Origin of the sequence: Arthrobacter sp. efr-133-TYG-120 (genome assembly GCF_030209785.1) — a bacterium.
In the GTDB taxonomy this organism is placed as follows: domain Bacteria; phylum Actinomycetota; class Actinomycetes; order Actinomycetales; family Micrococcaceae; genus Arthrobacter.
This window is the reverse complement of record NZ_JARVRI010000002.1, coordinates 1-19,643: the sequence shown is the minus strand read 5'-3', so window position 1 is coordinate 19,643 and position 19,643 is coordinate 1. Positions and strand designations below refer to the sequence as shown.

The 19,643-nt window shown below is 64.3% G+C and carries 23 protein-coding genes; 17 read left to right on the top strand and 6 right to left on the bottom strand.

The annotated features are described in order from the left end of the window. The 17 genes from QRN51_RS01350 (at position 1) to QRN51_RS01270 (ending at position 13,532) form a co-directional block, all read left to right on the top strand. On the top strand, positions 1-1,095 hold the full coding sequence (locus tag QRN51_RS01350; protein ID WP_284988335.1) for an amidohydrolase family protein: 1,095 nt from the start codon (positions 1-3) through the stop codon (positions 1,093-1,095). Positions 1,096-1,173: 78 nt separating this feature from the next. Beyond that, a complete protein-coding gene (locus QRN51_RS01345; protein ID WP_284988334.1) occupies positions 1,174-2,052 on the top strand; it encodes a VOC family protein in 879 nt (292 codons plus the stop codon). A gap of 70 nt (positions 2,053-2,122) precedes the next feature. Continuing rightward, on the top strand, positions 2,123-2,566 hold the full coding sequence (locus tag QRN51_RS01340; RefSeq protein ID WP_284988333.1) for a hypothetical protein: 444 nt from the start codon (positions 2,123-2,125) through the stop codon (positions 2,564-2,566). Positions 2,567-2,761: 195 nt separating this feature from the next. Beyond that, the gene (rpsP, locus tag QRN51_RS01335) at positions 2,762-3,184 is read left to right on the top strand and encodes a 30S ribosomal protein S16 (RefSeq protein ID WP_059387673.1); all 423 of its coding nucleotides are present in this window, start codon (positions 2,762-2,764) and stop codon (positions 3,182-3,184) included. Position 3,185: 1 nt separating this feature from the next. After that, a complete protein-coding gene (locus QRN51_RS01330) occupies positions 3,186-3,428 on the top strand; it encodes an RNA-binding protein (protein WP_028267532.1) in 243 nt (80 codons plus the stop codon). Between the two features lie 129 nt (positions 3,429-3,557). Next, the gene (gene rimM / locus QRN51_RS01325) at positions 3,558-4,121 is read left to right on the top strand and encodes a ribosome maturation factor RimM (RefSeq protein ID WP_284988332.1); all 564 of its coding nucleotides are present in this window, start codon (positions 3,558-3,560) and stop codon (positions 4,119-4,121) included. Next, positions 4,122-4,967 carry a tRNA (guanosine(37)-N1)-methyltransferase TrmD gene (trmD, locus tag QRN51_RS01320; RefSeq protein ID WP_284988331.1) on the top strand — a complete coding sequence of 282 codons (846 nt, stop codon included), beginning with the start codon at positions 4,122-4,124 and terminating at the stop codon, positions 4,965-4,967. Positions 4,968-5,255: 288 nt separating this feature from the next. Continuing rightward, a complete protein-coding gene (gene rplS, locus QRN51_RS01315) occupies positions 5,256-5,615 on the top strand; it encodes a 50S ribosomal protein L19 (RefSeq protein ID WP_059387674.1) in 360 nt (119 codons plus the stop codon). A 78-nt stretch (positions 5,616-5,693) separates the two neighbouring features. Then, a complete protein-coding gene (lepB, locus tag QRN51_RS01310) occupies positions 5,694-6,371 on the top strand; it encodes a signal peptidase I (protein WP_284988330.1) in 678 nt (225 codons plus the stop codon). Next, positions 6,372-7,319 (top strand): signal peptidase I, encoded by a 948-nt coding sequence (gene lepB / locus QRN51_RS01305; RefSeq protein ID WP_284988329.1) that lies wholly within the window; start codon positions 6,372-6,374, stop codon positions 7,317-7,319. After that, on the top strand, positions 7,319-8,056 hold the full coding sequence (gene rnhB, locus QRN51_RS01300; RefSeq protein ID WP_284988328.1) for a ribonuclease HII: 738 nt from the start codon (positions 7,319-7,321) through the stop codon (positions 8,054-8,056). The genes lepB (QRN51_RS01305) and rnhB overlap by 1 nt, the downstream gene beginning before the upstream one ends. A gap of 78 nt (positions 8,057-8,134) precedes the next feature. Then, a complete protein-coding gene (locus QRN51_RS01295) occupies positions 8,135-8,479 on the top strand; it encodes a DUF2469 domain-containing protein (protein WP_059387678.1) in 345 nt (114 codons plus the stop codon). A 114-nt stretch (positions 8,480-8,593) separates the two neighbouring features. Continuing rightward, a complete protein-coding gene (locus tag QRN51_RS01290) occupies positions 8,594-8,950 on the top strand; it encodes a YraN family protein (RefSeq protein ID WP_284988327.1) in 357 nt (118 codons plus the stop codon). Then, positions 8,951-10,492, top strand: coding sequence for a YifB family Mg chelatase-like AAA ATPase (locus QRN51_RS01285; protein ID WP_284988326.1), 1,542 nt, complete (start codon positions 8,951-8,953; stop codon positions 10,490-10,492). A gap of 11 nt (positions 10,493-10,503) precedes the next feature. Next, positions 10,504-11,730 carry a DNA-processing protein DprA gene (gene dprA, locus QRN51_RS01280; protein WP_284988325.1) on the top strand — a complete coding sequence of 409 codons (1,227 nt, stop codon included), beginning with the start codon at positions 10,504-10,506 and terminating at the stop codon, positions 11,728-11,730. Between the two features lie 72 nt (positions 11,731-11,802). Continuing rightward, positions 11,803-12,768 (top strand): tyrosine recombinase XerC, encoded by a 966-nt coding sequence (locus QRN51_RS01275; protein ID WP_502870837.1) that lies wholly within the window; start codon positions 11,803-11,805, stop codon positions 12,766-12,768. 260 nt (positions 12,769-13,028) lie between these two features. Next, the gene (locus QRN51_RS01270) at positions 13,029-13,532 is read left to right on the top strand and encodes a DUF3145 domain-containing protein (protein WP_284988323.1); all 504 of its coding nucleotides are present in this window, start codon (positions 13,029-13,031) and stop codon (positions 13,530-13,532) included. A gap of 144 nt (positions 13,533-13,676) precedes the next feature. On the opposite strand, the gene fabF is transcribed toward QRN51_RS01270, so the two are convergent. The 6 genes from fabF to QRN51_RS01240 form a co-directional block, all read right to left on the bottom strand. Next, a complete protein-coding gene (gene fabF / locus QRN51_RS01265) occupies positions 13,677-14,912 on the bottom strand; it encodes a beta-ketoacyl-ACP synthase II (RefSeq protein ID WP_241710849.1) in 1,236 nt (411 codons plus the stop codon). A gap of 140 nt (positions 14,913-15,052) precedes the next feature. After that, positions 15,053-15,298, bottom strand: a complete 246-nt coding sequence (locus tag QRN51_RS01260) for an acyl carrier protein (RefSeq protein WP_028267518.1) — start codon at positions 15,296-15,298, stop codon at positions 15,053-15,055. 109 nt (positions 15,299-15,407) lie between these two features. Next, positions 15,408-16,469, bottom strand: coding sequence for a beta-ketoacyl-ACP synthase III (locus QRN51_RS01255; protein ID WP_284988322.1), 1,062 nt, complete (start codon positions 16,467-16,469; stop codon positions 15,408-15,410). Then, positions 16,466-17,395 carry an ACP S-malonyltransferase gene (locus QRN51_RS01250; RefSeq protein ID WP_059387753.1) on the bottom strand — a complete coding sequence of 310 codons (930 nt, stop codon included), beginning with the start codon at positions 17,393-17,395 and terminating at the stop codon, positions 16,466-16,468. Before QRN51_RS01250 ends, QRN51_RS01255 begins: the two co-directional genes overlap by 4 nt. 88 nt (positions 17,396-17,483) lie before the next feature. Beyond that, on the bottom strand, positions 17,484-18,728 hold the full coding sequence (locus QRN51_RS01245; RefSeq protein ID WP_059387754.1) for a PucR family transcriptional regulator: 1,245 nt from the start codon (positions 18,726-18,728) through the stop codon (positions 17,484-17,486). A 203-nt stretch (positions 18,729-18,931) separates the two neighbouring features. Then, positions 18,932-19,643: transketolase-like TK C-terminal-containing protein (locus QRN51_RS01240; RefSeq protein WP_502870836.1), on the bottom strand; the 712-nt coding region annotated here is incomplete at its 5' end.

Sequence of the window (19,643 nt, the reverse complement as noted above, 5' to 3'; positions counted from 1 at the left end):
ATGGCGGAAATCATCGAATTCAGCGGCGCCGTCCTCACCGGGCCGGAGGAGGAACGGCGCGGCCTCTGGTCGGTCGACGGACGGCTGACCTTCGTCCGGCCCCTTGCGAAGCCCGACGTCGTCCTGGACGGTTGGGTGCTTCCCGGCCTGGTCGACGCGCATTGCCACGTTGGCTTGGGCAAGGGCGGAGCTGTCGACGAGGAGACTGCCCGCCTGCAGGCGACTGCGGACCGGAATGCCGGGACCCTCTTGATCCGCGATGCCGGATCCCCAAGCGACACGCGCTGGCTGCAACGCCGGGCGGACATGCCGAGGATCATCCGCGCGGGCAGGCACATCGCGAGGCAACGGCGGTACATCCCCGGGCTGGCCGAAGAGGTGGAGCCGGAGGATCTGATGGAGGCAGTCCGCAAGCAGGCGCGGTCCGGAGACGGCTGGGTCAAGATCGTGGGGGACTGGATCGACCGCTCCGCCGGGGATCTCGGCCCGTCCTTTCCGGCCGCCGTCGTCAAGGACGCCGTCGCGGCCGCACACGACGAGGGGGCGCGGGTGACCGCCCATTGCTTCGCCGAAGGGACAATCGATGACATGCTCGACGCCGGGATCGACTGCATCGAGCACGCCACCGGATTGTTGCCCCACCACATTCCCCGGCTGCTGGACCAGGATGTGCCGATTGTCCCCACGCTCATCAACATTGCGACGTTTCCGGACATCGCGAAGCAGGCTGAAACCAAATTTCCGCGCTACGCCGCCCACATGATCGCATTGTGGAAGCGCCGGCATGAGCGGGTCCTTGAGGCGTTCGATGCCGGAGTGCGGGTGTACGCCGGAACCGACGCCGGAAGCGTCATCAAACACGGCCGGATCGGCGAGGAGATCCTGGAACTCCAGCGGGCGGGTCTTCCGGCGGCCGCAGCCCTGGATGCTGCCTGCTGGTCCGCCCGTGAGTGGTTGGGTGCCGACGGCATCAGCGAAGGCGCCAGCGCAGACGTCGTGCTCTACGCAAAGGATCCCCGAGCGTCCCTTGAGATCGTGCTGCAGCCACGATGCACCGTTCTGAGGGGACACATTTCAGGAAGCGCCGGGCATTAGGAATAAATTGAAGCTTCAAGTAATTTAGATACATAGAGGTTGCCGAAGGGCGGCGCCACAAAAAGCCGGGAGTTTCACATGACCATCACATCCAGCCAGGATCTCCTTCCTGCCGAACTCACCATGGGCACTGTCATGCTCAAAGTGGGGGACATGAAGCTCATGGGCGACTACTACCAGCGGGCGCTGGGGCTGGACGTTGTCGCCGAACAGGACGGCGGGCTCTACTTCGGCCGGCTAGGCAAGCCGTTGGTGCACCTCGCGCCGGCCGCTGGTCTCCAGATCCCGGGCCGCGGAGAGGCCGGACTCTTCCACACGGCGCTGCTTTTCGAGGATCAGCCCTCGCTCGCCGCAACTGTTGCCTCCGCCGCGCAGTACGAACCCCACGCCTTCGTCGGCAGTGCCGACCACTTGGTCAGCGAAGCCTTCTACTTCACCGACCCGGAGGGCAACGGCATCGAACTCTACTACGACAAGCCCCGTGAAGGCTGGGAGTGGAACGGCAGCTCGGTCGTGATGGACAGCTTGCCGCTCCCGCCGCAGCGCTACCTCCAGCAGTACCTGAGTGAAGCGGCCGTGACGGGCCAGCATGGGGCGGGCGCCGGCGTCGGGCACGTCCACCTCCAGGTGGGCGACGTGAAGACCGCCCATGATTTCTACGTCGACACCCTCGGCTTCGAGCAGACCGCCGGCTGGCACGGGCAGGCCCTGTTTGTCTCCGCGGGCGGCTACCACCACCACATGGCCATGAACGTGTGGAACAGCCGCGGTGCAGGCCCGCGCAAGGACACCCTCGGCCTCGGCGAGGTGGTCATCGAAGTGCCGTCAGGAGACGACGTCGGCGCGCTCGCCGATCGCCTCAAGGTAGCGGGCATCGCCTCGCACCACACAGGCCAGGAGCTCCGCTTCGAGGACCCGTGGCGCAACCGCCTGCGGGTCGCGGTCCGCTACGCTTGATCCGACGGCGTGGCGCATCTCGGCCGCTGCGCCGCAGCTCCGTTGGCACGACTGAATGAGAGTACTTTCCATGGGCTTTGCTGAAATCTTTGTTGCCACCCACGATGAAGCACTCAAGAGGGCCGCTGCCCTGGAGAAGGGCAGCGACGTATCCGGCGCCGCGGTACGGATCCCGGGAATCAGCGATTTCGAAGTAGAACAACTCGGCGACCTCGCGGGCACGGCCGTGCACGCAGGCGGGGCCGACTATGAGCTTGCTTTGGTGGACGTCACCAGCGACGCCTTGCTGGGCGTCCCGGAAGCGATGGTGCGTGCCCTGTCTGAGCTCCTCAGCTACGAGACCGAAGGCGAAGGGAACGTCCTCGACGACGTCGCCGAACGCTGGGCGGCCCAAGAGGACATGCCCTTTGATGCCCAACAGGCCCGCCTGTACGTCCAGCAGTTGGCGGCCCTCGCGAGCGACGTCGAAAAGGCCGAACGGGGCGGTCTCTACGTCTGGTCCGCTGAGCAGTAATCCCGCAGAAAAGCCGCCGCACGGACCGCGTGTTCGAAATACTGTCCGCCATCTGGCACAATGGACAGGTACTCGATCCGCGCGGCCCCTCTCTCCGTGTGTGCATCTTGTCCTTGGAACCCTCAAGTATGGCCCGCCCCACGGGTGCAGAACGACGGGCTCAACCCCGTTTCAGAAACAGGAGTGACCACAAAAGTGGCCGTAAAGATTCGCCTTAAGCGCTTCGGTAAGATGCGCGCACCGTACTACCGCATCGTCGTCATGGACTCCCGCGCCAAGCGCGATGGCCGTGCGATTGAAGAAATCGGCAAGTACCACCCCACCGAAGAGCCCTCGTACATCGAGGTTGTCTCCGAGCGTGCACAGTACTGGCTGTCCGTCGGCGCCCAGCCGACCGAGCAGGTTGCCGCGATCCTCAAGATCACCGGTGACTGGCAGAAGTTCAAGGGCCTCCCGGGCCAGGAAGGCACGCTGAAGACCAAGGTCGCCAAGCCTGCTTTCGTTGCACCGGAGAAGGGTTCCGTCATCATTCCGGAAGCCATCACCAAGAAGGCCAAGCAGTCGGAAGCAACTGAAGCTCCCGCTGACGCTGAAGCAGAGACCACCGAGGCTGAGTAAGTTGCTGGCAGAAGCGCTCGAGCACTTGGTCCGCGGGATCGTTGACAGCCCTGAGGACGTCAAGGTCAGTGCCAAGAACAACCGCCGCGGGGAATCCCTCGAGGTGCGCGTTCACCAGGACGACCTCGGACGGGTGATCGGTCGCCAGGGTCGCACCGCACGCGCTTTGCGCACTGTGATTGCGGCATTGGCGGGCGGCGAGCAGGTGCGGGTCGACGTCGTCGACACCGACCGTCGCCGGTAACGCGCTCAGCAATACTTGTCTTAAATCCGGCCCCTTCACCAGATTATGGTGGAGGGGCCGGATTGTTTTACGAGCAAACCCAGCCGTGGGTCCCTCATCCGGGCCCAGCGAAGAAATCAGAGGAACCCCATGCAGCTCCAGGTTGCCCGAATCGGCAAGCCCCACGGAATCCGCGGCGAAGTCACCGTCCAGGTGCTCACCGATGCCCCTGGCGATCGTTTCGTCCCGGGCACCGAATTTGTGGTGGAGCCCGCGAAGGCTGGCCCCTTGACCATCAGCAGCGCCCGGTGGAACAAGGACATCCTATTGCTCGGTTTCGAAGAGATCTCCACGCGCAACCAGGCGGAGGAAATCCGCGGCGCGAAGCTGTTCATCGAGACCGAAGAGCTGGAAGAGGACGACGACGAAGGCTGGTACGAGCATGAGCTCGTCGGCCTTGAGGTCCGCGTCGGCTCGCAGACCGTAGGTAAGGTGACCGCGCTCAACACCATGCCGGTCCAGGACCTGCTGGTCATTGAAGACATTGACGGCAAGGAAATCCTGGTGCCCTTCGTCGAAGAGATCGTGCCCGAGGTCAACGTCGAAGACGGCTACGTGTTGCTCACGCCTCCGCCGGGGCTCTTCGAACTGAACACTGATGCTTCCGGCACCGATACGGAAGAGGACGACGCTGAAACCAAGGATGACGCCTAAATGCGCATTGATGTCGTCAGCATCTTTCCCGAGTACCTGGCGCCGCTTGAGCTTTCCCTCATAGGCAAGGCCCGCCAGGATGGGCTCTTGGAGGTCAATGTCCATGACTTGAGGGCCTTCACCACCGACAAACACCGCACCGTGGACGACACTCCGTATGGTGGCGGTGCGGGCATGGTCATGAAGGCCGAGCCCTGGGCCCAGGCCTTGGAATCCATTGCCTTTGCACAAAATGCCGAAGTTGGAACTGCCGCGCCTGAGCGCTCGTCGGACGCGCCGGCGAAAAAGCCGGTCCTGATTGTGCCGTCGCCCGCGGGGGAGCGCTTCAACCAGGCACTCGCCTATGAGCTCGCCGAGGAAGAGCAGCTCGTTTTCGCCTGCGGCCGCTATGAAGGCATTGACGAACGCGTCATGGAGTGGGCGGCAGGGCACTTCACCGTGCGTCCGGTCAGCTTGGGCGACTATGTCCTCAACGGCGGCGAAGTCGCAGTCCTGGCCATGGTCGAGGCCATCGGACGCCTGCTTCCGGGCGTCGTCGGCAATCCCGAATCCTTGGTGGAGGAATCCCATTCGGACGGCTTGCTGGAATATCCGGTCTACACGAAGCCCTCGTCATGGCGCGATCGTGACGTGCCCGCGGTCCTCTTGAGCGGCAACCACGGGAAGATCGCCCAGTGGCGCCGCCACGAACAGTTCCGCCGCACGGCGGAACGCCGCCCTGACCTCCTCACAGAGTTCGACGCCGGCCACCTGGCACGTGCGGACCGCACGGCTTTCGGTGAACTCGGGTACGACGTCGTTGATGGCCGGTTGCGGCGCCGCCCGGACAGCGACCTCCCGGACTGAGCCTGCCGCCGTCGGGCAACTTCATGCTCCGCCCGACCGCAGGAACCGGGCCGCATTCGCGGGATTCGCCGGAACCCGCGGGGTGTGGCAGAATTAACCCTTGTGTCTACTGGGTTCGCGCCTGCCACAGGGGGAGCGTCACCAACAGCCTGACAACCCGGAACCGCCAATCAGTGGCGGTACCGGACTTGAAAATCTTCGGCGGTAATTTCCGGCCGGCCTTGCGCCCCGGGCTTGCCCGCCGTGACCCAAAGTGGATGACCTGTGGCGTTCACCAGGAGTGGATTAATGCATATCCTCGATAGCGTAGATGCAGCTTCGCTGCGTAACGATGTTCCCGAGTTCCGCGCGGGTGACACCATCAAGGTTCACGTGAACATCATTGAAGGCAAGAACTCCCGCGTCCAGGTCTTCCAGGGCTTCGTCCTGGGTCGCCAGGGTGACGGCGTTCGCGAAACCTTCACGGTCCGCAAGGTCTCCTTCGGTGTCGGCGTAGAGCGTACCTTCCCGGTTCACTCCCCGATCATCGAGAAGATCGAGGTCGTCACCAAGGGTGACGTCCGCCGCGCCAAGCTCTACTACATGCGCGCACTGCGCGGTAAGGCTGCGAAGATCAAGGAAAAGCGCGACTTCGCCACCGGCAAGTAGGTCTTTCGACCAACAGCGGGTCCTGGATTCGTGTCCGGCCTGCGCCGGAGAAATCCGCAACGCAACAGGAAACGAATCATGGACCACGCAAAACGCCAGCCCCGGAAACAGGGCTGGCGTTTTGTTTTGCTCGCACTTTTCCTGGCCGTGGCCATCAGCGGGCTTGTCCGGTCCATGTGGCTCGATGTCTACTTCATCCCGTCCGAGTCCATGGAGCCGATCCTGGGCACCGGAGACCGCATCCTGGTGTCCCGGACCGATTTCGCCGGGGACCCTATTCGCCGTGGAGACATCGTGGTCTTCGACGGAAGGGGAACGTTCGCTCCGCTGAACAGCGGCAAAGGACCGTTTGCCGATGCCGTCGCCGCCGCCGGCCATTGGCTGGGCCTGACGGGAAGCGACACGACATACGTCAAACGTGTCATCGGCCTTCCCGGAGACCACGTGGCTTGTTGTGGCAGCAACGGAAAACTCACAGTCAACGGTCAGCAGCTTGAGGAACCCTATCTTTATCCCGGCGACACGCCGAGCGAACAGAGGTTCGACGTCATCGTTCCGAGTGACAGATTGTGGCTCATGGGGGACCACCGTTCGCGGTCGGCCGATTCGCGCGGCCTTCTGGGCGCACCCGGCGGAGGGATGGTGCCGCTGGAGCGTGTCATCGGGCGTCCAGTCCGGATTATCTGGCCGCTTGATAGATTTGCAGAACTGCCTCGCCCTGCGCGGGCCGGTACAACCTCGAAGAACGGACAATAGATGCCCGAGACAACTCCCGGGAAGCCGGAACGGCACGACGGCGACGCCCGGCCCATGGACGGACCGTCCGCTCCCGCCATGGATCTTGCAGCGGGCGACGGCGATCCGTCCCCCGTGGGCGCGACCGGCTCGACGGCGGTCCGGCCTGAGGAGCACGAGTCGCCGCGCCGCGCCGCACGGCGGAGCTCACGGCCGGAATCGGGCGAAAGCGATCGCTCCGAAACTCCCGCTAAAACCCACGGCAGTCCGTTCCTCGGCTGGCTCAGGGAAATCGGCACGGTGGTGGTCATCGCCATCGTGTTGTCCTTCCTCATCAAGACTTTCCTGTTCCGTGCCTTCTTCATTCCTTCGGAGTCAATGGTCAACACCCTTGACGTTGACGACCGGATCTTCGTTAATCTGCTGGTCCCGCAACCTTTCGCGCTGGAGCGGGGCGACATCGTGGTCTTCAAGGACGCACAAGGTTGGCTGCCGCCCACGCAGAAGACGACTCCCGGACCCTTCAAATGGTTCCAGGACGGTCTCGTCTTCGTCGGACTGCTTCCGGACGAGACCAATCAGCACCTCGTCAAGCGCGTGATCGGCCTGCCGGGGGACAGGGTCTCCTGCTGCGACAGTTCAGCGCGGGTCAGCGTCAATGGCACGGTCCTCAACGAGAGCTACATCAATCCTGCCCAGGTTCCCATGGCCAAGTCTTTCGATGTAGTGGTCCCTGCGGGCAAAATTTGGGTTATGGGCGACAACCGCAACAACTCGGCCGACTCCCGCGAACACCAATCGGTCAATGGTGGTTTCATCGACATCGCCGACGTCGAAGGCAAAGCAACGGTTATTGCGTGGCCCATCAACCGGTGGCAGATCCTTGACAACCACTCCGAGGTCTTCCGCAACGTTCCTTCGCCGTCGCCCCAGAACACGGCTTCACCCACGGCTCCAGCGAGCAAGTGATGGTTCCGGCGGGAGCGCGAGCGGCAACGCCGGTTCGAACGCAGCGAAAACCCGCCGCGCGGACCAAACACGCTCCTGATTTTCCCACCCTGGACGTCGAACGGGGATTCCTGGCTCCAGGGGTCACGCTTCTGGCCGGAGTCGACGAAGTAGGTCGCGGAGCCCTCGCCGGACCGGTGTCGGTGGGGATCGCCGTCGTCGACCTCAGGGACCACGGCCTGCTCGCCGATGTCCGCGACAGCAAGCTTCTCAAGCCCGAGGACCGCGAGCGGTTGGAACCGCTGGTACGCGAATGGGCGGTTGGCGCCGCAGTGGGCCACGCAAGTTCAGTGGAGATCGATGCGCTGGGCATTGTGGGCGCCCTGCGCCTTGCCGGAACACGCGCCTGGTTCGAGATTCTCGCCTCGGGCGTGCATCCGGACCTCGTCCTGCTGGATGGGAGCCACAACTGGCTCTCGCCCCAGACCCAAGGTTCCTTGTTCGACGCCGAGGTGGCCGGTCCTGCTTGTGAGGCCCCGGTGCACACCCGTGTGAAGGCGGACTTGAGCTGCCTCAGCGTGGCGGCGGCCAGTGTGCTGGCCAAAGTGGCCAGGGACCGCATCATGGTCGGGCTGCACGAGGAATATCCGGCCTTCGGCTGGAATGAGAACAAGGGCTACGCCACGTCCTTCCACCGCGACGCCATCAGATCGTTGGGTCCCACGCCGTACCACCGGACCAGCTGGAACCTGGTCTAGCCTTCGCTTTTCCTTGCCCTGGACGCCGCCGGCCCGGCCGTGGCGCCGCCTGCCCGCTCTATGGTGCAAGATGGATCTATGAGTGCCGAGGATCTTGAGAACTACGAAACCGACATGGAGCTGCAGCTCTACCGCGAATACCGCGACGTCGTTGGTTTGTTCAGCTACGTTGTCGAGACCGAACGGCGGTTCTATCTGGCGAACCACGTCGACCTGCAGGCCCGCAGCGCCGATGGCGAGGTCTATTTCGACCTGACGCTCCAGGACGCCTGGGTGTGGGACGTCTACCGTTCGGCCCGATTCGTGAAGAATGTCCGGGTCATTACGTTCAAGGACGTCAACGTCGAAGAACTTCCGCGCAGCGAGGAACTCTCCCTGCCGAAGGACGGCGATCTGGGGGATCTCGGCAACCTGGGCAATTAGCCAAGCCCGGCAACTGCTCCTCCACACCGTCTGACTGACGGAGTTTTCCCACATAGCCGAACTGCCCCCTGTCATTGAATTCTCCGCGCCTCCAGGCTGGAAGCGGAGGTGGTCATGAAAGCCAAAGACGTGTTGGGACAGCGCGGTGAAACGCTGGCCGTAGCTTTCCTTGAAACCCAGGGAATGCGGATTGTGGACCGCAATTGGAGATGCTCCGACGGCGAGATCGACATCGTGGCGCTCGACGGCGACACCTTGGTGATCGCAGAGGTCAAAACCCGGAAGAACCTGGCCTATGGGCATCCTTTCGAAGCGGTCGGCGCCGCCAAACTCGCCCGGCTCCACCGCCTGGCCGGGTCATGGTGCCGTGACCACGAGGTGCGCGCCCTGCTCCGCCGGGTGGACGTCGTGGGAATCATCGACGACGGGGTGGGCGAGCCCCAGCTCGAACACCTCAGGGGCGTGGGCTAGATGGGAGTCGGCCGAAGCTACTCCGTGGCGCTGTTGGGCCTGAACGGCTACATCGTGGAGGTCGAGGCAGATATCGGCCAAACCCTCCCCAATTTCGTGATCCTGGGGCTGCCGGATGCCTCCCTGAACGAAGCCAAGGAACGCATCCGCTCCGCGGCACAGAACTCAGGCATCCCGCTGAGTCGTCGAAAGATCACCGCAAACCTGATTCCGGCCTCCCTGCCGAAGCGTGGCTCGGGTTTCGACCTCGCGATCACCATGGCAGTATTGCGCGCCGCGGGCGATATCCGTTCCACAGAAGACACAGTCTTCATCTCCGAGTTGGGACTGGATGGCAGGTTGAGGCCCGTTCGCGGCATCTTGCCGGCGGTCATGGCGGCTGTTCAAGCAGGCCACCCCAAGATTGTTGTGGCCCACGCCAACGTCGCCGAGGCCGAGTTGGTACCCGGGGCGGTGGTCCGTGGCTACAAGACCCTGGCTCGTCTTGCGTTTGATTTCGGGGCCAACCCGCAGGACCTGGCCCTCGATTACGACCCGGCCGACGGCGAGGTCGCAGGGGATCAGGACGCCGCTGCCGCTGTTGTTCCGGATCTTTGTGATGTCTCGGGGCAGGGCGATGCCCGCCGCGCCTTGGAGGTTGCGGCAGCCGGGGCACATCATGTGCTGCTTTGCGGTCCGCCCGGTGCCGGCAAGACGATGCTTGCCGAGCGGCTCCCGGGACTCTTGCCTGATTTGGGGGACTGGGAAGCCATGGAGGTCACGGCGATCCATTCGCTTTCGGCTGTCCATGTTGATTCGGTACGGCTGTTGCGCCGGCCGCCCTTTGAGAATCCCCATCACAGCGCCACCGCGGCAGCGATCATCGGCGGCGGTTCCGGCCTGCCGCGGCCGGGGGCGGCATCACGGGCGCACCGTGGCGTCTTGTTCCTGGACGAGGCGCCCGAGTATGAACGCCGGGTCCTGGACGCCTTGCGGCAACCTCTGGAAAGCGGAGAGCTCGTCATCCATCGCTCGGCCGGAACCGCCGCATATCCGGCACGCTTCCAACTGGTCCTCGCGGCGAATCCCTGCCCTTGCGGGAAAGCGACCGGCAAGGGAGTCGACTGCACCTGCACTCCGGTGATGCGGCGCCGCTACTTCGGGCGCATGTCCGGGCCGCTGCTGGACAGGGTGGACATCCAGCTCCAGGTGGAACGTGTATCCCTGGCGGACTTCGGGCAATCCGGCGTGGAGGAAGACACCGCCACCGTCGCATCGAGGGTCCAAGCCGCACGTTCACGGCAGCGTCAACGCCTGGGGAGTCTCGGGATGGAAACCAATTCGCAGGTTCCCGGGCGTGTACTGCGCGGCGAACTGCGCCTCCCTTCCGCGACCACGAAGATTCTGGATACCTCCTTGGAGCGCGGAATCCTCACGGCGAGAGGCTACGACCGCGTTCTGCGTCTCGCCTGGACCCTCGCGGACCTAGGCCACAGGGACCAACCCCACAGCGACGACATCGGGCAGGCCCTTGGCTTGCGGCAGGCGGTCGCGGCCGCATGAAAGGACACTCCATGACTGAACACGGCCAGCAGCTCACCACGGACGCTCCGGAGCGAAAAGGGGAACGCCTGGCCCGGGCAGCACTGTCGCGGCTGATGGAACCGCAAGATGCGGCCGGGCTCGCCCTGGTCAAGGCTGCAGGGGCCGTTGACGGTCTTAAAATCGCGACCGGCGAGCTCGCTCCCGGGCCCGGGCTTGAGCAGGAAGTGGCTTCCTTGTTGGTTGACAGCGGGGTTTCCAACCCGGGGGCCGGATTGGCTGCTGCACTACGGCGGTGGGCGCCAAGGATCCCGGACCTTGCCCCGGAACGTGATCTTGCCACCATGCAACGCCTCGGCGGCCGTATGGTCATCCCTGGCGACCCGCTATGGCCCGTGCAGTTGGCAGATCTGGGCCTTCATGAACCGCTGTGCTTGTGGTGGCGGGGACACGAAGTGGAGTTCCCACCCGTAAAGCGGGTCGTGGCCCTTGTCGGCTCACGGGATAGCACCAGCTACGGGGCCTCCGTAACGGGCGACTTCGCCTACGGGCTGGGTCAGCGCGGCTGCACCGTCGTCTCCGGAGGCGCGTACGGGATCGACGCCCACGCACACCGCGGGGCCTTGGCCGGGGGCACCGGCGACATGCCGACTATCGCTGTGATGGCAGGGGGAGTGGACCGATACTATCCGTCCGGAAACGAGGATCTGCTGCGTGCCGTGGCAAACCAAGGGGCGGTCATCGCGGAGGTTCCTCCGGGCTCGGCGCCCACCCGTTACCGCTTCCTTCAGCGAAACAGGATTATCGCCGCCTTGGCGGCCGTGACAGTGGTGGTGGAAGCGCGATGGCGTTCGGGCGCCCTGAATACGGCCCATCATGCTGAATCAATTGGCAGGGCGGTCGCCGCGGTCCCGGGGTCCATCCACAGCGCCAACTCCGCAGGCTGCCATCGGCTCCTCAGGGATGGCGGGGCTGTCTGCGTCACGGATGTCGGCGAAATCGCGGAACTGGCGGGATCGAGCGGTGAGTCTCTTGTCGAGGACAAGGAAACCGCTGCCTCGGACCACGATGGACTCACGCTTGAGGACCTGATCTTGCTCGATGCCCTGCCGGTCCGTTCGACGAGCTCCGTGGAGAAGCTCGCGGTTGTGGCAGGACTCAGCCCCGAGTCCGTCAGGGCGGGTCTTGGACGCCTAGGCCTGTTGGGGTTGGCGGTATCAGTGAGCGGCGCGTGGAAGAGGTCCGGGAAGAGATATTGAGGGGGAGTGCGGTGCGGGCCTGGTGGGATCACACGAGCCCGGACCTTGGCCGGCTCCGCACGGAACGTGGCGATGCCGGCCGTCCGGCCCCTCGGCTGGCACAGTGGAAGGGTGCAAGAGAATCCGCTCCCCGTAGCGCTCGCCGGGTCTGTCGAGGACTTCCGGCGTTACCTCGACAGCGAGCGGGCCCGGTCCGCCCACACGGTGAGGGCCTACATCGCTGACGTGGAGAGCCTGCTGCGCTTCGCTGCCGCGGAGGGCGTGGGGGAGCTCGCAGACCTGGAGCTCGGCACCCTGCGGCGTTGGCTGGGGGCACAAAGCGAATCCGGCAGGTCCAGGGCAACACTCGCCCGGCATGCCGCGACGGTCCGCGCATTCACCTCCTGGGCCCTGCGCGAAGAACTCATCGCCTCAGACCCTGCTCTTCGCCTCCAGGCCCCCAAACGGGACCACACGCTCCCTGGGGTCCTTCACCAGCAGCAGGTCTCGAGGATCTTCGAGAACCTGTCAGAGGCAGCCGCGGATGGCTCTCCGATGCCGTTGAGAAACCGCGCCGTCGTCGAATTGCTCTATGCCACCGGAATCCGCGTCGGCGAGCTTGCCGGCCTGGACATCGATGATCTCGATCCGGACCGCCGGACTCTTCGCGTGCTCGGCAAGGGCAACAAGGAGCGGACGGTGCCCTACGGGGTACCGGCTGCGCTCGCCGTCGACGATTGGCTCCGCCGCGGCCGGCCACGGCTCGCAAATGAGCGTAGCGGACCGGCACTTTTTCTCAGTTCACGGGGCAACCGCATCGATCAGCGCCAGGCCCGCAGCGTCGTCAACGACCTGCTGGCCGCCTTGGGGGATACCGCCGCGACCGGACCCCACGCGCTGCGCCACACTGCCGCCACCCATCTGCTCGACGGCGGGGCGGACCTGCGCGCCGTCCAGGAAATTCTGGGACACAGCAGCCTCGCAACAACCCAGATTTACACCCATGTGTCGGTGGACAGGCTTCGCAAGAGCTATCAGCAAGCCCATCCCCGTGCTTAGAGACCCGGAAACCGTGCAACACTTCGATGAGTCCCGAGGAAGGAAATCCGCTCGTCCGTGAATCGCACTGGCGTAATTCCGGTCCGTACGGCAAAATGAAAGCACTGTGGGGAAACTTTCAACCTAAACTTGAACGTTCTTCCGCTGCGGAAAAAATCATAGATAGGTAGGGAAACCGGAACGGCGCGGCACCCGCGCAGCAAAATTTCATCCAGGCAGAGGTCGTTGGGGAAGACGTACCTACAGCTATGGAGGATGGAATGTCTGTTGCAATAACCCGCGGTGTCCTGTTTGTGCATTCGGCCCCTACTGCGTTGTGCCCTCACGTCGAGTGGGCCATCGGATCGGTCGTTGACAAGCGGACCGATCTTGAGTGGACCCCTCAACCTGCCGCGCCCGGAATGTTCCGCGCCGAGCTCTCTTGGGTAGGAGTCCCCGGAACGGGCGCCCAACTGGCTTCGGCACTGCGAGGGTGGGCGCACCTTCGTTACGAAGTGACCGAGGAGCCCAGTCAAGGCGTGGACGGCGCGCGCTGGTCGCACACACCGGAGCTGGGTATCTTCCATGCCGTCACCGATGTCCACGGGAACATCATGGTGACAGAGGACCGCATCCGCTACGCCTACGAGTCGGCGGCTGGAGATCCCGCCGCCGTCTACCACGAGCTTTCCTTGGCGCTCGGTGAGGCCTGGGACGAAGAGCTCGAGCCGTTCCGGCATGCCGCCGAAGGCGCTCCCGTGCGTTGGCTCCACCAGGTCGGTTAGGGAACACCATGCCGGTCGGGGAACACTAGCCCGGCCAGGGAACAAAGTTCCCGAAGACAGTTTTTCCATAGCACAAGAGGAGGGCCCCACCGTGGTGGGGCCCTCCTCTTGTGCGTAGCTTGTGCCTCGAACCGGCAGCGACTGTCAGACGTTGCGGATGGCGATGACGGCGTTGTGGCCGCCGAAACCGAAGGAGTTGCTCAAGGCGACGATGTCACCGGCGGGCAGAGTGCGTGCCGAAGTGACGACGTCGAGCGGGATCTCCGGATCCTGGTTCTCAAGGTTGATGGTCAACGGAGCCTGGCGTTCGTAGACGGCGAGGACCGTCAGCACTGCTTCCACGGCCCCTGAAGCGCCCAACAAGTGGCCCATCTGCGACTTGGTGGCAGAGACTGCCACATTGTCGACGTGAGCGCCCAGCGCGGCACGGAGGGCCGTGTACTCGGGCTTGTCACCGACAGGCGTCGAGGTGGCGTGGGCATTGACGTGCACGACGTCCTCGGCCTGGATGCGGCCATCGAACATGGCGGCCTTCAAAGCCCGGGTTGCGCCCAGGCCTTCCGGGTCCGGTGCCGTGATGTGGTAGGCGTCGGCTGTGACCGATGTACCGGCGAGCTCGGCGTAGATGCGCGCTCCGCGGGCGATCGCGTGCTCTTCGGCCTCGAGGACCAGGGCGCCGGCGCCTTCACCCATGACGAAGCCGTCGCGGTCGCGGTCATATGGCCGCGATGCGTGCTCCGGATCGTCATTGCGGCGGGAAAGGGCCTGCATCGAGGAAAACGCGGCGAGCGGCATCGGGTGGATGGCAGCTTCGGCGCCACCGCACACGACGACGTCGGCCTTGCCCGAGCGGATGAGGTCCAGGCCGAGGTGCATCGCCTCGGTGCCGGAAGCGCAAGCAGAAACGGGGGTGTGCGCACCGGCGCGGGCACCAAGGTCAAGGCTGACAGCGGCGGCGACGCCGTTCGGCATGAGCATCGGGACCGTCATGGGAAGGACCCGGCGGGGGCCTTTTTCCCTCAGCGTGTCCCAAGCGTCCAGGAGCGTCCAGACACCGCCGATGCCCGTGGCGAAAGCGACTGCAAGGCGGTCGTGGTCGATTTCGGTGATACCGGAATCTGCCCAGGCCTCGCGGGCGGCGATGACACCGAACTGCGTGGACGGGTCCATGCGCTTGGCTTCAACGCGGCTCAGAACTTCGAGGGCCGGCGTCGAGCACCGGGCGGCAAAGTGGACCGGAAGGTCATACTTGGCAACCCACTCGTCCTCGAGTGTGTGGGCACCGGAGACCCCTTTGAGCGCGTTCTTCCACATCGTGGGGACGTCGCCGCCGATGGGCGTTGTGGCGCCCAGACCGGTTATGACTACTTTGCGTGCCATGAGATCACTCTCTGTCGGATCAGCCAACCCACGTGCTGTTCTCACTGGGGAGGCAGGAAAAAACTCTGGGAGATATAGCAGCTGTGCCGGGCTTCGGATGCAACAGGGCGCACCCGAAGTCCGGCACAGTTGAGGCCAGGCTAGGCCTGTGCGTTCGAGATGAAGTTGACGGCGTCGCCGACGGTCTTGAGGTTCTTGACCTCTTCGTCCGGGATGCGCACGCCGAACTTCTCTTCAGCGTTGACGACGATGGTCATCATGGAGATGGAGTCGATGTCCAGGTCCTCGGTGAAGGACTTGTCCAGCTCCACGGCTTCGGTGGCGAGGCCGGTCTCTTCGTTCACGATTTCAGCCAGGCCGGCCAGGATTTCTTCGTTGCTAGCCATTGTTGGCTCCTTTTCTTGTTGTGCCGGCTATTGCCGGAAATGGGGGCAAACCGCGGTTACGGCTTGGGTTTCAAAGCACTATTCAATTGAAGGTAGGCGCGGTCCGAAATTACGGAAGAACGATTACCTGGGCGCCAAACACAAGACCGGCACCGAAGCCGATCTGCAAGGCAAGGCCACCGCTGAGTTCCGGGTTCTCCTTGAGGAGTCGGTGCGTGGCCAGCGGAATGGAGGCGGCAGAAGTGTTTCCCGCCTCAGCGATGTCCCGGGCGACCACCACGGTTTCGGGAAGTTTGAGCTTCTTGACCATCTCGTCGATGATCCGCATGTTGGCTTGGTGGGGGACAAACGCCGCCAGGTCCGAGGCTTCGATCCCTGCGGCATCGAGGGCTTGCTGGGCAACTTTCGCCATTTCCCAGACGGCCCAACGGAAGACCGTCTGGCCGTCCTGGCGGAGCGTCGGCCAGACATCCTGCGCTGCGGAAATAATGGCCTGATCGTCGGATTCGTCCGAATGGCGGGCTGTCTCGCCAAGGTGGCGCACTTCGTCGAGGGAATGCGTCATGCCGATCGCGTTCCACTTGCTGCCATCGGATCCCCAGACAGACGGGGCAATACCGGGCGTATCGGACGGGCCGATGACAACCGCACCGGCGCCATCGCCCAGAAGGAAAGAGATGGTCCGCTCATGGTTGTCGATGACGTCGGAGAGCTTCTCGGCGCCGACCACCAGGACGTATTCAGCCGCGCCGGATCGGACCAAGGCATCGCCCTGGGCAATTCCGTAGCAGTAGCCTGCGCATGCCGCGGAGATGTCGAAAGCCGGTGCCGGGGTGGCGCCCAAACGGTCGGTGAGGGCGGCAGCCGCGGAAGGCGTGGCATACGGGTGCGTGACCGTGGAGACGATGACGGCACCGAGCTGGGAAGCCTCAATGCCGGCCTGCTTGAGCGCCTCGCGGGCAGCTCCCTCGGCCATGTCGATGACGCTGACATCGGCCGCGGCGCGGTGGCGGGTCACGATGCCCGTGCGCTGGCGGATCCATTCGTCCGAGGAATCGATCCACTGGCAGACGTCGTCGTTCGTGACGATGATGTCCGGGCGGTATGCCCCGATGCCGACAACGCGTGAGTATTCGTTCCTTGGCGCCTGCTTGAGTACGGGGGCGCTCATGCGTCTCCCTCCAATTCCGCGAAGAGTGCAAGTGCGGCGGACAAATCATCCGGCGTCTTGACGGCAACGGTTTTCACGCCCGGCATGCCGCGCTTGGCGAGGCCTGCAAGCGTGCCGGCCGGTGCCAGTTCGATGAGTCCGGTGACTCCGCGCTGGACCAGGTTCTCCATGCACAGGTCCCAACGCACCGGGCGCGAGACCTGGGCGATCAGGCTTTCGACGGCGGCGCCGCCGTCGGTGACTTCCTGGCCGTCGAAGTTCGAGAGCAGCGGAACCGTGGGAGCCTGCGGCTTAAGGGACGGCCGCAGTGCTTCAAGTGCGCTCACGGCCGGAGCCATGTGGGAAGTATGGAATGCTCCGGCGACCTTCAGCGGGATGACCCTGGCTTTGGCCGGCGGGTTGTCAGCCAGTGCCTGGAGCTGTTCGAACGTGCCTGCCGCAACGGTCTGGCCTGCGCCGTTGACATTTGCCGGCGTTGCGCCGGCGGCCTCAATAGCGGAAAGCACTTCTGCCGGATCGCCGCCGACGACGGCACTCATCCCGGTGGGGGTGACGGCGGCGGCAGCGGCCATGTTGTTGGCACGCTCGCGGACGAACGTCATGGCTTCTTCCTCGCTCAGGACACCCGCAAGCGCCGAGGCCGTGATCTCTCCGACCGAGTGGCCGGCGAGGACGATCGGAAGGGTACTGAGTTCGACGTCGAACAGCGATTTCGCTGCCACGAGCCCTGCGGCGACGATCAAGGGCTGCGCGACGGCGGTGTCCTTGATGGTTTCTTCATCGGAGGTGGTGCCGTGGGCCTTGAGGTCGATGCCTGCGATTTCGCTCAGGGAGGCCAAATGGCCTTCTACGGAAGGGAGCTCCAGCCAAGGGGCCAAAAATCCAGGGGTCTGGGAGCCCTGTCCAGGGCAGACGATTGCAAGCACGTAACCAGCTTTCCAAATTGCCGCGTGAACTACTGGTGTTTGCGTACACCAAGCTCACTGGGTCAGTTTGTAGGAAGTCTACAACGGTTCAACCCGCGGATCGGGTACCGTGACGCTCCGACGTCGCCTTTGGCTGGGCCGAAAGCCTGCCCACAACCAGTGCGGTTTGGAGCACGAAAGCCTCCCGCGGGAGGAGCGGGTCCCACCCTGTGACGTCGCAGACGCGCTTGAGACGATACCGCACGGTGTTCGCGTGGACGAACAGCTCGCGGGCAGTCGCTTCGAGGGAATGGCCGAGTTCCAGATAGGTGCCGAGGGTCTCTACAAGGCCGTTTGAAGCGGCCAGCAACGGCCGGTAAATGTTCTTGATGAGGGAACGGCGGGCGGCGTCGTCGCCTGAGACTACCCGTTCCGGGAGGAGATCGTCCGCCGCCACAGGTCGCGGAGCCGAAGGCCAAGCCTTGGCCGCAGTGAGCCCTGCAAAGGCCGCCTGGGCGGAGCTGCTTGCCTCCAACAGGGAGCCGGCCTCGGGTCCATAGACCACCGCGCCCGGGGCGAAAAGTTCGCTGAGTTTCAGATACGCGGTGTCGCGGTCTTGCACGCCACCGAGAATCAGGATGAGGCGGTCGCCTTGGATGCCTACCAGTGCGTCCTCAGCGTAGCGTCCGGCGGTCCGGCGCAACTCGCTCACGTAGCTTGCGCTTGGTTCCGACGGCGAGTTTCCCACCATCACCGTGAATCGCTCCTGGGCCTTCCAGCCGAGGGCGGCGATACGGGAACGAAGGGCATCGGTATTCTCGCCCCGGAGGATGGCGTCCACAATCAGGGCTTCGAGCCTGGTGTCCCAGGAACCGCGGGACTCGGCGGCGCGCGCATAGACATCCGCGGCGGCGAATGCCACTTCCCGCGAATAGCGCAGGACTGCTTCGCGCAAAGACGGCTGGTCGGCTTCCGGCGCAATCACCGGGACCTGGTCCTCCACCACCTCGACGACGATCCGGATCAACTGGAGGGCCTTTTGCAGGCTGATGGAGCGGGTCAGCTCGGTGGGAGCATTCCCGAAGACGTCCGTCAGGATCCACGACGGCGAGCTCGGTCGCTCGTACCACGTCACGAAGGCCGCGATTCCGTTTTGGGCGACCAGGCCCAAGGCTGAACGTTCGTCGGAGCTCAGCCGGCTGTACCAGGGCAGCGATTTCTCAAGCTTGCGCATGGTGGTGGTGGACAGCTGCCCCACATTGGCGCGGAGCCGCTTGAGTGTCTCCGCCTTTTCCGGTGTTACCGTGCGCGCGGCCGCTTTGCGTTTCGCGGGGGTTTGAATCGGCTCTGCCATTCCTTGAGCATACGGCGCATCATCCACAAGCTCCATTTGTGCGAAGGCTACAACTGCGATTGGCGCGCGTCACGCGATGGCAGCGCCGTTTGCTGCTTGTGGCGATTGTTGAAGCCGGGTGTTAAAGCCCGACGGCGGCCCGCACCTTTCGGTGTGGACCGCCGTCGAGATGTTGCTTTGGTTCGTTGTGCTTCGCTGGAAGCTTAGCTTTCGCCGCCTGCCCCGCCGGTGGTGCCGGCGTTGACATCGAGGAGACTGTACTTCTCGATCGCCTGGGCCGCCGCCTGTGCGTCAACTTCGCCTCGGCGGGCGAGCAGTTGCAGGGTTTTGACGACGATGGAGTGGGTGTCGTTCTTGAAGAAGCGGCGTGCGGCTTGGCGGGTGTCGGAGAATCCGAATCCGTCGGCGCCGAGGGAGGCGAATTCGTTGGGGATGAATTGGCGGATCTGGTCCGGGACGGCTTTCATGTAGTCGGTGACGGCGATGACCGGTCCGGTGGCGCCGGCGAGTTGCTGGGCGACGAAGGGGGTGCGGGGTTCTTCGCCGGGGTTCAGGAAGGCGTGTTCTTCGGCGGCGAGTCCGTCGCGTCGGAGTTCGTTCCAGGAGGTCACGGACCAGACGTCGGCGGAGACTCCCCAGTCCTGGGCGAGGACTTTCTGGGCTTCCAGGGCCCAGGGGACCGAGACGCCGGAGGCCAGCAGCTGTGCCCGGGGCCGCTTTTTGTCCCGATCCTCGGGCTCCGCCGGGGCGAGCAGGTAGATGCCCTTCAGGAGGCCCTCGGTGTCGAGGTTTTCCGGTTCGGCGGGCTGGCTGATCGGTTCGTTGTACACGGTGAGGTAGTACATCAAGTTCCGGTCGGTGGAGTCCGGGCCGTACATGCGTTCGAGGCCGTCGCGGATGATGTGTCCGATTTCG

Bases quoted from the DNA above. Each gene is read 5' to 3' on its own strand.
- QRN51_RS01350 (WP_284988335.1), top strand. From the start codon at position 1: ATGGCGGAAATCATCGAATTCAGCGGCGCCGTCCTCACCGGGCCGGAG.
- QRN51_RS01345 (WP_284988334.1), top strand. From the start codon at position 1,174: ATGACCATCACATCCAGCCAGGATCTCCTTCCTGCCGAACTCACCATG.
- QRN51_RS01340 (WP_284988333.1), top strand. From the start codon at position 2,123: ATGGGCTTTGCTGAAATCTTTGTTGCCACCCACGATGAAGCACTCAAG.
- rimM (WP_284988332.1), top strand. From the start codon at position 3,558: ATGCAGCTCCAGGTTGCCCGAATCGGCAAGCCCCACGGAATCCGCGGC.
- trmD (WP_284988331.1), top strand. From the start codon at position 4,122: ATGCGCATTGATGTCGTCAGCATCTTTCCCGAGTACCTGGCGCCGCTT.
- rplS (WP_059387674.1), top strand. From the start codon at position 5,256: ATGCATATCCTCGATAGCGTAGATGCAGCTTCGCTGCGTAACGATGTT.
- lepB (WP_284988330.1), top strand. From the start codon at position 5,694: ATGGACCACGCAAAACGCCAGCCCCGGAAACAGGGCTGGCGTTTTGTT.
- lepB (WP_284988329.1), top strand. From the start codon at position 6,372: ATGCCCGAGACAACTCCCGGGAAGCCGGAACGGCACGACGGCGACGCC.
- rnhB (WP_284988328.1), top strand. From the start codon at position 7,319: ATGGTTCCGGCGGGAGCGCGAGCGGCAACGCCGGTTCGAACGCAGCGA.
- QRN51_RS01295 (WP_059387678.1), top strand. From the start codon at position 8,135: ATGAGTGCCGAGGATCTTGAGAACTACGAAACCGACATGGAGCTGCAG.
- QRN51_RS01290 (WP_284988327.1), top strand. From the start codon at position 8,594: ATGAAAGCCAAAGACGTGTTGGGACAGCGCGGTGAAACGCTGGCCGTA.
- QRN51_RS01285 (WP_284988326.1), top strand. From the start codon at position 8,951: ATGGGAGTCGGCCGAAGCTACTCCGTGGCGCTGTTGGGCCTGAACGGC.
- dprA (WP_284988325.1), top strand. From the start codon at position 10,504: ATGACTGAACACGGCCAGCAGCTCACCACGGACGCTCCGGAGCGAAAA.
- QRN51_RS01275 (WP_502870837.1), top strand. From the start codon at position 11,803: ATGCCGGCCGTCCGGCCCCTCGGCTGGCACAGTGGAAGGGTGCAAGAG.
- QRN51_RS01270 (WP_284988323.1), top strand. From the start codon at position 13,029: ATGTCTGTTGCAATAACCCGCGGTGTCCTGTTTGTGCATTCGGCCCCT.
- fabF (WP_241710849.1), bottom strand. From the start codon at position 14,912: ATGGCACGCAAAGTAGTCATAACCGGTCTGGGCGCCACAACGCCCATC.
- QRN51_RS01260 (WP_028267518.1), bottom strand. From the start codon at position 15,298: ATGGCTAGCAACGAAGAAATCCTGGCCGGCCTGGCTGAAATCGTGAAC.
- QRN51_RS01255 (WP_284988322.1), bottom strand. From the start codon at position 16,469: ATGAGCGCCCCCGTACTCAAGCAGGCGCCAAGGAACGAATACTCACGC.
- QRN51_RS01245 (WP_059387754.1), bottom strand. From the start codon at position 18,728: ATGGCAGAGCCGATTCAAACCCCCGCGAAACGCAAAGCGGCCGCGCGC.